Source organism: Mesorhizobium sp. A556 (assembly GCF_054489545.1).
This window is the reverse complement of record NZ_JBTMXA010000004.1, coordinates 127,607-141,769: the sequence shown is the minus strand read 5'-3', so window position 1 is coordinate 141,769 and position 14,163 is coordinate 127,607. Positions and strand designations below refer to the sequence as shown.

Here is a 14,163-nt window from a genome sequence, read left to right as displayed (position 1 = left end):
TCCTCACGAAAAACCAATCGGGATGAACCGCCCCGCTTGCGGCAGAACTCCGGCCCTCAGGCCATCTCCCGGTTCCAGCGGTCGGCGATGTCGGCTGCCTTGTCGACATAGCTGTCCCAGTCGTAGCTCCTGATTTCAGCCATGCGCGCGCCGACGATGGGCGTGCGCTTCTGCATCTCGGCATCGACGACGGAATTCTTGTTGGACGGCGAGGTGTAGAAGGCCTTTGCCATGTCGTGCTGAACCTGCGCGTCGAGCACGTAGTTCAGATAGGCATGGGCGGCATCCTTTTCCGCGCCGGTCTTGACGAGGTTGAACGACTGTTCGAAGGAAAGCAGCCCCTCTTTCGGAGCGACGATGGCGATGGGCGCGCCCTTGTCCTGCAGCGTCATCGCCTCGGTCCAGTCGACCGGCGCGACGATGACATCGCCGCGGATCAGCGACGTCGACAACTCGCCGCTCCACGAAGCTTGGACGAAGGGCAGAAGCTCCTTGATCTTGGCGAAGGCCGTATCGAAATCGTCCGGCCCTTTGCCAAACAGTTCGCCGACCAGGCGCAGGAACACGACAGCGCCGGTATTGCCGATCTGGTAGAGGCCGGTCTTGCCCTTGAATTCGGGATTTTCCCACAAATCATGCCAGGATGCCGGCGGCGTCTTGACCATGTCGGTGCGGTAGGCAAGGCCAATCGGCGAAACGATGGCGCGGATGCCGTTGGCGTTCTTGTTGACGAACTGCGGAAAGGTGTCCTTGGCGTTCGGTAGCTTGGCAAGGTCGAAAGGCTCGAAGAAGCCCTCGGCGCGGAGCATCGCGGCGATATTCTCGTTGCCCATGAAGATGCTGTAAGGCGATTGGCCGCCACCGGCCCTGATCTTCGCGATGAAGTCCTTGCCCAGGCCAACGTCGAGCTGCGGGGTGATCCCGGTCGCCGAGCTGAAGCCCGGCATGAGCTTGTCTTCCCAGAACTTCGCCCACAACCCGCCATAGGTTGGAACGACCAGTGTCGACTGCGCCGACGCGAGCCTTGGCAGGGCCATCGAAGCAATCGCAGCCGCTGCGCCAACGGCAAATTCACGCCTAGTCAGTTTCATCGGACTGTCTCCCATTGCCTGCTTTTGAGTCCTTATGGTGGCCACGCCGCAGGATCGAATTCGCAGCCCTCTTGAATCGAAAGCTTGCATTCTTTTTTCATGTGGTCAACAATTTCGGCATTGTAATATTGAAATAGCGGTAATTACCGAAAAGGGGCGCACTGCATGGAGGACGCCAAGCCGGCGATCCAGGCGACCAAGAGCCTGGCGCATCAGATCGCAACGACACTCCAGCAGGAAATCGTGCAGGGAACGCTCAGCGTTTCGGAGCGATTGCCTTCCGAAGCGGAGATCGCGCAGCGTTTCGGTGTTTCCCAGCCGACCGTGCGCGAGTCCCTGAAGATCCTTGCCGCCAAGAAGCTGGTCCGCTCCAAGCGCGGCCCCAATGGCGGCGTTTTCGTCAACGCGCCGTCGCTTACCGCGGCGAGCCAGATGCTGCAGGAAATGACGACCTGGTTCGTCGGCCTTGGCGTGTTCGGGCTTGCCGAAATCGTCGAGGCGCGGCTGTTTCTTGGCCGTACCTGCGTGCAGCTTGCCGCCGAGCGCGCCACCAGCGAGGACATCGACTCGATCGCCGCCACGTTCACGGCCTTCGAGCGCGACGACATTTCCGACGAGGAGTTCTGCCGGCTTGACGTCGCGTTCCACCACGCCATCGCCCAGGCGACGGGCAACAACGAGCTTCGCTTCATCATGCTGGTGGTCAACGATTCGCTGATCCCGGCGACCAACATGATCTCCTTCCGTTTTCGCGAGCGCGGCCGGGTCGTTTCCCTGCATGCCGATATTCTCAAAGCATTGCGCATCCGCGATGCCGGGGCCGCGACCGCCGCTTTCGAGGAACTGATCGCCTACCAGTCGAGCGTCTATGAAAAGGCTCTCAGCGCCCGGCAGGTCGCCGCCGGCGCCGAACGGGAAGCGCGATGACATGCTGGTGGCTCAGACGCTGATCGAAGAGCCGGCTTCGGCGGGCCGTCGTGTCTATCGCAGTTCCACCCCCCTTCCTGCCGGCCTGCCCGACATATTCGCACGCTTCGCCCACTGGGCGGCGATCCAGCCGGACGCAACCGTTCTTTCAGAACCCGACGCGGGCGAGCGGCGCTCGGTCGGCTATGGCGAAATGCTTTTGCGCGCTCGCGCGCTGAAGCAGGTGCTTGCCAACCGCTTCGGGCTGCGCAAGGGCGATGGCGTGGCGTCGCTTGCGCCGGCCGGCATCGATGCGCTGACGCTCAAACTTGCCTGCTTGTGCGGGGGCTTAGTCCACACGAGCCTGCCTCCCTTTTCCTTCGGCAGCGGCGTCAGAAACGCCGACACAAAACCATTCCTCGACGCCGCCCGGCCGAAGCTGATCGTCGCGCCGCCCGGGCATCGCGCCATCGAGGGCATGGGCGCGCTGTCGCTTGGCGAGCTGGTGCGCCAAAGCATCGATGAACCGCCCGGTGGGGTCGACGCTGAAGCGACGCCCGACGACTGGGCCGCGATCTTCTTCACCTCCGGCAGTACCGGTGCGCCGAAGGGCGTGCCGATCACGCGCGGTATGATTTCCTCCAACCAGGGCGCGGTTGCCGCCATGTGGCCGTTTCTGGCCGAGACGCCGCCGGTGCTGGTCGACTGGCTGCCCTGGCACCATGTCTTCGGCGGGCTGGACAATATCTTCAAGGTCATCTGGAATGGCGGCTGCATGCATGTCGATGCAGCACCTGGCCCGACAACCATCGACGCCAGCATCCGCACCCTGACGCGGGTTGGCCCGACGCTACACGTCGCCGTTCCGCTGGGCCTGCGGCTTTTGCTCGACCGGCTGGAAACCGACATGCCGGCAGCCCTCGCCTTCACCCGCAACCTGAAGGCGATCTTCTTTGCGGGAGCCGGCATCGATGCCGGACTGTGGCGCAGGCTTGCCGCCTTTCGCGACGGCCATGGCGATTTTCAGATACTGTCCGGCTATGGCGCCACCGAGGCGGCCTCGACCATCACGCTGTCGCCGGCGCCGCTGGAAAAGCCCGGCGAACTCGGCCAGCCGCTGCCCGGCCACCGGATCGCGCTGGTCGATGTCGAGGGGCGCAGCGAGTTGCGCGTCGCCGGCCCCAACATCGCGCCGTGTTACCTCATCGGCGACCGCCGGATAGATCTTCCGATGGACGAAGCCGGCTTTTACCGGACGGGCGACGCGGCCGTGCTGGAGAAGCGCTCGGACGGAATTGCGGTGTTTCGCTTCGACGGAAGGCTTGCCGAAGACTTCAAGTTGTCGAGCGGGGTCAAGGTGCGGACGGGTGCCTTGCGCGCCGGGCTGATGGCGCAATGCGCGCCGCTGGCCGCCGACATCGTCATCGCCGGCGAGGGCTGCGATACGCTGGTGGCGCTGGTGTTTCCCGACCCCTCGCACAAGGCCGATCCCGATCTCGCGGAAAAGCTCGCCGCGCGCATCCATGGGTGGAACCTTGCCAATCCCGGAAGCTCGACGGCGATCGTCCGCTTCTGCCTGGCAACGACGCAGGCCCAGCGCGACAAGGGTGAACTGTCGGACAAGGGACAGATCGTGCAGGCGCGCTATTTGCGCAATCATGCGGAACTGTTCGCCGCGCTGCGGGCGGGCGCGGGCCAGGCACCCTCGGGCGCCTGACCCGTTTGCCGGTCAGTCGAGTTCGCGAAACGGTTTTTCGCGGATGTCGAGAAATTCCTTCAGCGAATGGTCCTTGAGCAGCCGCATCCATTGCCGCCCTTCTTCCGAGCCATGCAGGATCGCCGTCGTTTCGCGGTTGTAGGCCCAGGAACTGGAAAGCCCGGAGGTTTCCTGCTGGTGGTTCAGCGCAGCCTTGGCAAACTTGATCGCCGCACCCGGCATACGGGCGCATTTGCGCGCCAGCTTCTCGCTCTCGGCCTTGAGCTGGTCACGCGGCACGGCCTTGTTGACGAGGTGGATGCGCTCCGCTTCGCGCCCGTCGATCAGATCGCCGGTGTACATCAGATGGCGCGCATGGATCATCGGCACGGTCCATGGCAGCATCAGGGTCGGCGGCGCGGAGACGTGGCGAACCTCCGGCTCGCCCAGCATCGCATCCTCGGCCGCAATCGTCATGTCGCAGCACATCATCAATTCCAGCCCGCCCGCCAGCGCATAGCCGTTGACGGCGGCGATGATCGGGATCGGTGCTTCGCGGATGAACTGCATGCGCCGCATGTTCGCGCCGATGTCCTCGCGCCAGGCCTCCGTGCCCATTTCGAAATCTTCGCCGCCGAGATCGAAGCCGGCGGTGAACGCCCTGCCCGCGCCGGTGACGATCAATGCGCGCACGTCCGGGTCCTTGATCGCGCGGGCAATCGCCGCCTCCAGCGCATCGCCGAGTTCCTGGTTCATGGCGTTCATCTTGTCGGGACGATTGAGGGTGAGGGTGACAAATGCGTCCTCGGGGTCCTTTTCCCAAATTACGACATCGCTGCTCATGGCGCTCTCCTGGCGTTATGCAATTTCGATGACGACACGGCCGCGCACCGATCCGGCCAGGATCTGGTTGGCGAGTTCGGGCAGTTCGGCCATCTTCCGCGTCTGCGTCATCGCGGCAAGCTTGTCGCGGTCGAGATGGTCGGCCAGCGTCTGCCATGCCTGCTCGCGACGGGCCATCGGCGCATAGACGGAATCGACGCCGATCAGCGCCACGCTGCGCAGGATGTGCGGCATGACCGTGCCGGGCAAATCGTGGCCGCCGGCAAGGCCGCAGGCGGCAACCGCGCCGCCATAGACGGTCTGCGCCAAAACGTTGGCAAGCGTCGTGGAGCCGACCGAATCCACCGCGCCGCTCCAGCGCTCCTTTTGCAGGGGCTTCGGCGCGACCGACAGTTCCGCGCGGTCGATGAAGGACGAAGCGCCAAGCGAGCGCAGATAGTCGTGCGCGGCCGCGCGGCCGGTCGAGGCAACGACGCTATAGCCTTTCGACGACAACAGGCTGACGGCGGTCGAGCCGACGCCGCCGGCAGCCCCCGTTACCAGCACTTCGCCGCTGCCCTTCTGGATAACGCCCCATCTTTCGAGCGCGTCCACGCACAGCGCCGCCGTATAGCCGGCAGTCCCGATCGCCATCGCCTCCTGCATGGTGAAGGCTTGCGGCAGGGGCATCAGCCATTCCGGCTTCATCCGCTGGAAGCGCGTATAAGCACCCGATTCCGTTTCCGACATGCCCCAGCCATTGGCGATCACCTTGTCGCCCGCCTTCCATTGCGGCGAGCGCGATTCGACCACCGTGCCGGCCATGTCGATGCCGGCGATCATCGGCAGGCGGCGCGCGATGCGCCCTTTGCCCGAAACGGCAAGACCGTCCTTGTAGTTGAGGCTCGAATAGCTGACCTCGACCAGAACGTCGTTATCCGGCAGATCGGCCCTGGTGATTTCACGGAAGGCGGCGCGCGGCTTGCCGTCGACATCCTCGATCATCAATGCGGTAAACGTCTCGCTCATAAAATTCTCCGGTATAGGTTATGCAGAATGCGTTGGTGCGCCCGCGCGGGCCGGCTGCCGTTCGGCGCGCCGGGCCAGGCTGGTGGCATAGCTTTGGCGAAGATAGGCGAGAAGTTCGCCGAGCACGGCGCCCGCCGCCTTCGGGTCGCGCGCCTCGATGGTATCGGCCAGCCTTTCGTGAAAGGCGGCAACGGCGCTGCGCTCGCGCACATGCGAAACGATCATGTTGGTGATCGGCATGAAGGCCTCGACGACGGTGTACATCATCAGGCTGAGCGGGCCGTTGCCGGCGGCCTCGACCACCGAACGGTGGAAGCGCACGTCGGAAGCGCAGAATTCCTCGTCGCTCAGCGAAGGACGGCGCTGCATTTCGATTTCCGCGCGCATCGCCTCGAGATCCGCCGCGCTGCGCCGCTCGCAGGCGAGCCGGCTGCAGATTGCTTCCGTTTCCAGCCGCGCGCCGATAATCTCGTCGATATCGAAGGCCCCGACCCCGACCAGAAGCGTCGCGGCCCCGGTGATGGCGGCCGACAGTCCTTTGGGATCTGGACGGCTGACAAACGTGCCGCCCGACGGGCCGCGTTGCGAACGGATGAGGTTTTGGGCGGCCAACCGCTTCAACGCCTCGCGCACGGTCGGGCGGGATACGCCGAAGCTTTTCGCCAGATCTTCTTCGGTGGGAAGCCGCTCGTCGATCTGGAGCCGGCCGGAGAGGATCGCCTCGCGAATCTTTTCGGAGACCTGCCGGGCCACGCCGATGCGCACCACTTCCTGATATTCGATCGGCATTCGACCTCCATAGCCCGGTCTTCCGCAGGCCAAAAAACTAAACAATATAGGTTTGACAAATATTGCAAGCAAAATAAGCTGCTTCCGACGGTCGCTCGATATGGCTACCCCGGACTTTCCAGGCATCATGACGCAACCCACAGAACAGGTTCTCTCCCTCCTTGAAGCGCGGCTTGACCGGGCCGCGATCCTCGTCGGCGACGCCATCGAGCCACGCTATAGCGACGATCTTTCCGGCGAGCCGGGCGCGCGGCCCGAACTGGTCATGCGGCCGCGCGGCACTGGCGACGTGGCCGCGATGCTCACGGCATGCAACGCGGCGCGCCTGCCTCTCGTCGTCCAGGGTGGCCGCACCGGGCTTTCGGGCGGCGCTCGTGTCCTGCCCGGCGAGGCGGTCTTGTCGCTGGAACGCATGACCGCGATCGAAGCGGTCGAGCCGATGGCCGGCACCGTCGTCGCCGCTGCGGGTGCAGCCCTTCAGGCGGTGCAGGAAAAGGCGGACGCGGCGGGCATGCTGTTCGGCGTCGATATCGGCGCGCGCGGCACCGCCACCATCGGCGGCAATATCGCCACCAATGCCGGCGGCATCCGCGTCCTTGCCTACGGGAATTTCCGCGCGCAGGTCCTGGGGCTGGAGGCCGTGCTGGCCGTGCTGGCCGACGGCAGCATCCTTTCCTCGCTCAAGGGGCTGGCCAAGGACAATTCCGGCTACGATCTCAGCCAGCTTTTCATCGGCAGCGAAGGCACGCTCGGCGTCGTTACGCGCGCCTGCCTGAGATTGCAGCCCAAGCCGCTCGAACAAGCCGCCGCGTTCTGCTCGCTGCCTTCGCTCGATACAGCACTTGGCCTGCTGAAATTCCTGCGCGGACGCCTCGGCGGCGCGCTTGGCGCTTTCGAAGTGATCCTCGCGCCGCTGATGGCGGATATGGTGTCGGCGCTGGGCGTGACCGCACCAGTGGCGCTTTCCTCGCCGGTTTATGTCCTGACCGACGTTCAATCCATGGCACCCGGCATGGGTCGGGAAGCCCTGGCCGACGCGCTGGCGCAGGCGATCGAGGACGGTCTGGTCGACGATGTCGTGCTGTCGCAGTCGGAGCGCGAGTTTCATGCCTTGTGGGCGCTGCGCGACGATTGCAACCGCTTCCTGTTCGCCGAAGGGGCGATGCTGAGCCTCGACGTCAGCCTGCCGCTGCCCCGCATGGCTGAATTCCTCGATCTGGCCGCTGTCGCCCAAAGCCGGGTCGATCCGGCGGCGCGGGTCTATATTTTCGGCCATCTCGGCGACGGCAATTTGCACTATGTCGCGCGCACCGAACGCGCAAACGATCTCGCGGCCGCCGTTTTCGACTGCGTCGCGCAGGCAGGCGGGTCGATTTCCGCCGAACATGGCATCGGCCTCGACAAGAAGGCTTTTTTGCACCTGACGCGCAGTCCAGCCGAAATCGCGGCGATGCGCCGCCTGAAATCGACGTTCGATTCCAACAACATCCTCAATCCGGGCCGCATCTTCGACATGCCACATGCCCGAACCGACACGCGAGAGCAGCCATGAACGCGGCCAGGACTTCCAACAACGGCGCGCAACCGGCCGGCATGCCGTCCCCGCTCGACGAGCGCTACACGCTCGAACGCGGCCGTATCCTGGTTTCGGGCACGCAGGCGCTGATCCGTCTTCCCATGATCCAGCGTCAGCGCGATCTCGCCGCCGGATTGAATACGGCAGGCTACGTGTCCGGCTATCGCGGCTCGCCGCTGGCCGGGTTCGATCGCGAAATGGGCAACGCCGCAAAATACCTGAAAGAATGCCATATCGTCTTCCAGCCCGGCCTGAACGAGGACATGGCGGCGACCGCCGTCTGGGGCACCCAGCAGACCGGCATGTTTTCGGGCGCCCGCTACGACGGCGTGTTTTCGATGTGGTACGGCAAAGGCCCCGGCGTCGACCGCAGCATGGACGTCATCCGCCACGCCAACGCCGCCGGCACCAGCAGGCATGGTGGCGTCCTGCTTCTCGTCGGCGACGATCATGGCGCGGTGTCTTCCACGCTTCCGCACCAAAGCGAGCACAATCTGATTTCGGCCATGGTGCCGCTGCTGTCGCCAGCAGGCGTGAGCGAGTATATCGAATACGGCCTGCTCGGCTTTGCGATGAGCCGCTATTGCGGCGCCTGGGTCGGCTTCAAGTGCCAAACCGAGATCGTCGAATGCTCCGCGACGGTCGACCTGGACCCAGCACGCCCCGCCATCATCCTTCCCGATATGCCGCTGCCGGCAGATGGGCTGTCCATACGCTGGCCCGACGGGCAGCAGGCCATGGAAGTGCGGCAGGAAGCCAAGCTCGCCGCCATTTTGGCTTTCGCCCGCGCCAACCGGCTCGACAGGCAGATATGGCCAGCGCCCAGGGCGCGGCTTGGCATCGTATCGACCGGCAAGTCATGGCTCGACCTCAAGGGCGCGCTGGCCCTGCTTGGCATCGACGAGGCACGCGCGGCCGAACTCGGCATCCGTCTCTACAAGGTCGGCATGGTCTGGCCGCTGGAGCCGCAAGGCCTGCGCGAATTCACCGAGGGGCTGGAACAGATCCTCGTCGTCGAGGAAAAGCGCCCCGTCATCGAAGAACAGATCAAGGCGCAATTGTTCAACCTGCCGGCCGAAAGCCGCCCCCTTGTGTTCGGCAAGAGCGGCCCGGACAAGGGCCGCCTGTTGCCTTTCACCGGCGAAATCGGCACGCTTTCCGTTGCAAGGGCGATCGTCGCCTGGCTCGGCCTCACCGATGGGACCGAGCGGTTGGCCAGCATCGGCAACCCTGTTCCGGCCGAGCCCGGCCTGCTTAGCCGCGATCCCTATTTCTGCTCGGGCTGCCCGCACTCGACCTCGACCGTCGTGCCTCAGGGCAGCCGCGCCTCCACCGGCATCGGCTGCCATATGATGGTGATCGGCATGGAGCGCGACACCTCGACTTTCACCCAGATGGGCGGCGAAGGCGGCGCGTGGATCGGCTTGTCGCCCTTCACCGACGAGAAGCACATCTTCGTCAATATGGGCGACGGCACCTATTTCCATTCGGGCCTGCTTGCCATCCGCGCGGGCATCGCCGCCAAGGTCAACGCAACCTACAAGATCCTCTACAACGATGCGGTCGCCATGACCGGCGGCCAGCGCCATGACGGCGAATTGTCGGTGCCGCTGATTGTCGGGCAGGTTCTCGCCGAAGGCGCCAAGCGGGTCGTCGTCGTTTCCGAACGGCCACAGCTTCTGGCCGGCCAGTTGCCGCGCGCGGTCACTGTCCACCACCGCGACGAACTTGACGGCGTGCAGCGCGAACTGCGCGAGATCGAGGGCGTCACCGTGCTGGTCTACGACCAGGTTTGCGCGGCGGAAAAGCGCCGGCGGCGCAAGCGCGGCACCTATCCCGTCTCGCCCAAGCGCGCCTTCATCAACGAACTGGTCTGCGAGGGCTGCGGTGATTGCTCGGCGGTATCCAACTGCATTTCGGTCGAGCCGCGCGAAACCGAATTCGGCCGCAAGCGCGCCATCAACCAGTCGAGTTGCAACACCGATCTCACCTGCGTCAAAGGGTTCTGCCCAAGCTTCGTCAGCGTCGAAAACGCGCGCATCCGCAAGCCGCGCGCCAAGGCGGCCGGCGAGGCGGATGCAAACCTGCCCGAGCCAAGCCTGCCCGTTCTCCACAGCCAGCCCTACAGCATGCTGCTGGCCGGCATCGGCGGCACCGGCGTCGTTACCGTCAGTGCGATCCTGTCGCAGGCCGCCCATCTCGATGGGCTATCTCTGGTGACGCTCGATCAAACCGGCCTGGCGCAGAAAAACGGCACGGTCGTTTCGCATATCCGGCTGGCCAGAGAGCCGCACTTCCTCAACGCCGCGCGCATCGGCCAGACCGAGGCCGATCTCGTGCTTGGCTTCGACCTCGTCGCAACCGCTTCGCAAAATGTCATCGCCACCTTCGGCAAGGGCAGGACCCAAGCGGTTGTCGATGACCATTTCGCGCCGACCGCCGCCTTCGTGAAGGACACCACCATCGACTTCCGGGAGGCCGCGACGCTACGCCGCCTGCGCAATGCCGCCGGCGAGGACGCCCTTGTCACCTTGCCCGCCATGAAGCTCGCGACAGCCCTGTTTGGCGATGCGATCGCCGCCAACATGTTCCTGCTCGGCCATGCCTGGCAAAAAGGCTTCGTGCCGATCAGCCGGGCAGCAATCGAGAACGCCATCGACCTCAACGGCGCGGGCGTGGCGATGAACCGCGCCGCCTTTGCCTGGGGTCGCCGTTCGGCGCAGGATATCGCCTTCGTCACCGCACAGGCCGGGCTGGCGGCCGCCCCCACACCACCGGCGCAGACGCTGGATGAATTGGTCGCGCGCCGTGTCACCTTCCTCACCGGCTACCAGAACGCCGCCTATGCGGAGCGCTATCGCAGCCTGGTCGACAAGGCCCGGCAGGCGGAAGAACGCCTCGGGGCCGGTGCTGCGCCCTTCGCGACGGCAGTCGCCAAAGCGGCGTTCAAGCTGATGGCTTACAAGGACGAATACGAGGTGGCGCGGCTGCATCGCGACCCGGCATTCCGGCGCAAGCTCACCGAGCAGTTCGAGGGCAGCTATAAAATCCGCTACAATCTCGCGCCACCGATGCTGACACGTATCGATCCGCGCACCGGCCATCCAGCAAAGATCGAGGTCGGCCGCTGGATCGAGCCCCTATTCTGGCTTCTGGATCGCGCCAAGGGACTGCGCGGCACGCGTTTCGACCCGTTCGGCCGAACCACTGAGCGCCGGATGGAGCGCCGGCTGATCGAGGAATATTTCGCGCTCGTCGAGGATCTGACGGCGCGGCTGGACCGGGAAAACCTGGCGGCTGCAACCGAGCTTGCCGGCCTGCCGGAAGAAATTCGCGGCTACGGTCATATCAAACAGGCCGCCGCCCAGCGCTTCGAGCAACGCAAGGCGGAATTGCTGGCAAGACTGGAGCAACCGGGGCCCCAGGACCAATCGACATTCATCGCGCGTGGCGCCAGCTTGGCATAGAGCCTGACTTTGCCGGCGTCCAGAAAACAAAAAACCGGGCCAGAACAGCCCGGTTTTCATTGGAGCGCCGGGCGTCCGGCTGGACGCTTCGACGGTTTAAGTGAGCATCGGATTTTCCGAAAACGGGTAACCGCTTTTCGGTCCGATGCCCTGGGACGTCCGTTGTTGCCTGGACGGTCCGCCTATTTTCTTCGTTACATCACGATGACCTTGGCGCCGACATCGGCGCGGCTGTAGAGGTCGATGATGTCCTGGTTCATCAGCCGGATGCAGCCCGACGACATGGCGTGTCCGATCGAGTTCCATTCCGGGCTGCCGTGCAGGCGATAGCCCGAATCGCCGCCCTTGTTGAACAGATAAAGAGCGCGCGCGCCGAGCGGGTTGGTCAGGCCGGGCGGCATGCCACCCGCCCATTTCCTCAGTTCCGGCTGGCGCCCGATCATGGCGGCGGGCGGCGTCCAGGTCGGCCATTCGCGCTTCAGCGCGACGCGGGCGGTGCCGTGCCACTCCATGCCCTCGCGGCCGACGCCGATGCCGTAGCGCATCGCCTTGCCGTCACCCATGACGAAATAGAGAAACTTGTTGCCGGTATCGACGATGATGGTGCCGGGCTTTTCGGCCGTATCGTAGCGCACGATCTGGCGCCGATATTTCATCGGCACCTTTTCGATGGGGATGCGCGGCAGGCGGTAGCCCGCGTCGGTGACGGCGCCGTAATCGTTGGTGAACACCTGCATCGGGCCAACCGTGCTGCAACCCGATAGGGCGACAGCCAGCGATGCAGCGATGAAAAGAGATTTGATGCGCATGAAAACGATGCCCCGCCCAACCAAGCATGACCCGATTCGCGCCATGGTTCCGCCTTCATTCATGCGGGCATTTGCTTTGCCTGCCAAGCAGGCGGTGCCTATATGCGCTATGGGGCGCGGCCATAAAGCGCTGCGCTGTGGTATTTTAACAACAGTTGTCACGGGAATGTGAAGCAGATTCAACGGCGTGACTGCGACTGGAGCATCGGACCGAAAAGTGGCTACCGGCTTTCGGATTATTCCGATGCTCAATCGAAGTGGCAGAGCGGCCTTTGTGCGCCCCGCACGGCGCTCTAAATCTAGACGAGGACAAGATTCATGAATGTCGGTGAAGCCGCCCGGCGTGCCGGGCTTCCAGCCAAGACCATCCGCTATTACGAGGAGATCGGCCTCATCTTGCCCGAGCGCGCCGACAACGGCTATCGCGCCTATTCGGGCAGCGACGTCCATCGGCTCGCCTTCCTGAAGCGCGCCCGCACGCTCGGCTTTTCGATAGAGGATTGCCGGCAGTTGATGGCGCTCTACCACGATCGCGAGCGCGCCAGTGCCGACGTCCGCCGGATCGCTTCCGCCCATGTCGCGGCGATCGAGGAAAAGGTGCGCGAGCTTCAGTCGATGCGCGCCACGCTGCAGACGCTCATCCACGCCTGCCATGGCGACGCCCGCCCCGACTGCCCGATTTTGGAAGAAATGGCTGGCGCGGCTTCTACGACGTGAAGGCCAATGCCACGCCGAGATCGGCGAGCGGAATCGGAAAAGCGTCAGCACCCGCGTTGCACGGGTTCAAACCGTGAACAGAATCAGGCATGATCGGCCCATGCCCATCGTATCCCCGATTCTATCCAATCCCCTCATCGACGGCCGCCAGTCGGAGCGCGCCATGCTGGTGCGGCGCGGGGTGCAGCGCCTGCTTGTGCAGATGGGCGCGCATGTGCTGCCCGAACTGTCGCTGGCCACGGGGCGGCGCGCCGACCTCGTCGCGCTGACGCGGTCGGGCGAGATCTGGATCATCGAGATAAAGTCCTCGGTCGAGGATTTTCGGGTCGACCGCAAATGGCCGGATTACCGGCTGCATTCGGATCGGTTCTTCTTTGCCACCCATCCGGGCGTGCCGGCGGAAATCTTCCCGCCCGAATGCGGATTTATTCTCTCGGACGGCTATGGCGCGGAAATCATGCGCGACGCGCCGGAACATCGGATGGCTGCAGCGACGCGCAAGGCGCTGATGCTACGGATCGCCCGCGCCGGCGCGGCCCGCCTGCTGGCGGCCGAACTGGCCGGCGTCTCGATCCCGGCAGTGGAGGGAGAGAGTGAATAGTAGGGAGTAGAAAATACCCTATTCCCTATTCCCTCTTTTCCTACCTCGGCGCGCGCTTGGCCAGGATGCGCTGCAGCGTGCGGCGGTGCATGTTGAGGCGGCGGGCGGTTTCGGAGACGTTGCGCTCGCACATTTCATAGACGCGCTGGATGTGCTCCCAGCGCACCCGGTCGGCCGACATCGGGTTTTCCGGCGGTGCCGCGCGCTCGCCGGCCGTGCGTGTAAGGGCTGCAAACACGTCGTCGGCGTCGGCTGGCTTCGACAGATAGTCGACCGCGCCGAGCTTCACCGCTGTCACCGCGGTGGCGATATTGCCATAGCCGGTGAGGATAACGGTGCGCGCGTCCGCGCGCTTCTCGCGGATGGCTTCCACCACGTCCAGTCCGTTGCCGTCGCCGAGCCGCATGTCGACCACGGCGTAGGCGGGCGGATTGGCGCGCGCCTTGCCGACCGCTTCCTCGACGCTTTCGGCGGTGTCGACCACGAAACCCCTTGTTTCCATGGCGCGCGCCAGCCGGGTCAGGAAAGGCTTGTCGTCCTCGACGATCAGAAGGGAGGTATCGTCGCCCGTTACCATGCCGTCAGCGGCATCTTCGCCGTTCATTGTCGTTCGTCCTTTTTACTCGCTCTTCAGCAAATACCGTTGTTGCATGCGCTTGT

Annotated in this window: 12 protein-coding genes; 6 read left to right on the top strand and 6 right to left on the bottom strand. The window is 64.5% G+C overall.

Annotated elements, in window-relative coordinates:
* Positions 1-56: 56 nt before the first annotated feature.
* Positions 57-1,091, bottom strand: coding sequence for an ABC transporter substrate-binding protein (locus ACX3P0_RS11090; protein WP_459088447.1), 1,035 nt, complete (start codon positions 1,089-1,091; stop codon positions 57-59).
* A gap of 165 nt (positions 1,092-1,256) precedes the next feature.
* Here ACX3P0_RS11090 and ACX3P0_RS11085 point away from each other — a divergent pair, with 165 nt between their 5' ends.
* A complete protein-coding gene (locus tag ACX3P0_RS11085; RefSeq protein WP_459079125.1) occupies positions 1,257-2,018 on the top strand; it encodes a FadR/GntR family transcriptional regulator in 762 nt (253 codons plus the stop codon).
* A 1-nt stretch (position 2,019) separates the two neighbouring features.
* A complete protein-coding gene (locus ACX3P0_RS11080; protein ID WP_459088445.1) occupies positions 2,020-3,714 on the top strand; it encodes an AMP-binding protein in 1,695 nt (564 codons plus the stop codon).
* Between the two features lie 12 nt (positions 3,715-3,726).
* Here the strand turns inward: ACX3P0_RS11080 and ACX3P0_RS11075 are convergent, their stop codons facing one another.
* From ACX3P0_RS11075 to ACX3P0_RS11065, 3 genes are read right to left on the bottom strand one after another with little or no spacing between them, the layout of a single operon-like run.
* The gene (locus tag ACX3P0_RS11075) at positions 3,727-4,536 is read right to left on the bottom strand and encodes an enoyl-CoA hydratase/isomerase family protein (protein ID WP_459088443.1); all 810 of its coding nucleotides are present in this window, start codon (positions 4,534-4,536) and stop codon (positions 3,727-3,729) included.
* A gap of 15 nt (positions 4,537-4,551) precedes the next feature.
* A complete protein-coding gene (locus ACX3P0_RS11070; RefSeq protein WP_459088441.1) occupies positions 4,552-5,544 on the bottom strand; it encodes an MDR family oxidoreductase in 993 nt (330 codons plus the stop codon).
* Between the two features lie 18 nt (positions 5,545-5,562).
* Positions 5,563-6,333 carry a FadR/GntR family transcriptional regulator gene (locus ACX3P0_RS11065; RefSeq protein WP_459088439.1) on the bottom strand — a complete coding sequence of 257 codons (771 nt, stop codon included), beginning with the start codon at positions 6,331-6,333 and terminating at the stop codon, positions 5,563-5,565.
* A 127-nt stretch (positions 6,334-6,460) separates the two neighbouring features.
* On the opposite strand from ACX3P0_RS11065, the gene ACX3P0_RS11060 reads away from it, so the two are divergent.
* Positions 6,461-7,885 carry an FAD-binding oxidoreductase gene (locus ACX3P0_RS11060; RefSeq protein WP_459088437.1) on the top strand — a complete coding sequence of 475 codons (1,425 nt, stop codon included), beginning with the start codon at positions 6,461-6,463 and terminating at the stop codon, positions 7,883-7,885.
* Positions 7,882-11,376 (top strand): indolepyruvate ferredoxin oxidoreductase family protein, encoded by a 3,495-nt coding sequence (locus tag ACX3P0_RS11055; protein WP_459088435.1) that lies wholly within the window; start codon positions 7,882-7,884, stop codon positions 11,374-11,376. Before ACX3P0_RS11060 ends, ACX3P0_RS11055 begins: the two co-directional genes overlap by 4 nt.
* Before the next feature lie 194 nt (positions 11,377-11,570).
* On the opposite strand, the gene ACX3P0_RS11050 is transcribed toward ACX3P0_RS11055, so the two are convergent.
* Positions 11,571-12,185: a L,D-transpeptidase gene (locus tag ACX3P0_RS11050; RefSeq protein WP_459088433.1), complete on the bottom strand. Its 615-nt coding sequence runs from the start codon at positions 12,183-12,185 to the stop codon at positions 11,571-11,573.
* A 318-nt stretch (positions 12,186-12,503) separates the two neighbouring features.
* Between ACX3P0_RS11050 and cueR the strand changes: the two genes are divergently transcribed.
* Positions 12,504-12,902, top strand: a complete 399-nt coding sequence (cueR, locus tag ACX3P0_RS11045) for a Cu(I)-responsive transcriptional regulator (RefSeq protein WP_459079237.1) — start codon at positions 12,504-12,506, stop codon at positions 12,900-12,902.
* Positions 12,903-13,002: 100 nt separating this feature from the next.
* Positions 13,003-13,503, top strand: a complete 501-nt coding sequence (locus ACX3P0_RS11040) for an MmcB family DNA repair protein (RefSeq protein WP_459088431.1) — start codon at positions 13,003-13,005, stop codon at positions 13,501-13,503.
* Positions 13,504-13,543: 40 nt separating this feature from the next.
* Here ACX3P0_RS11040 and ACX3P0_RS11035 read toward each other — a convergent pair whose 3' ends face one another.
* Positions 13,544-14,107, bottom strand: a complete 564-nt coding sequence (locus ACX3P0_RS11035; protein ID WP_459088429.1) for an ActR/PrrA/RegA family redox response regulator transcription factor — start codon at positions 14,105-14,107, stop codon at positions 13,544-13,546.
* Positions 14,108-14,163: the final 56 nt, after the last annotated feature.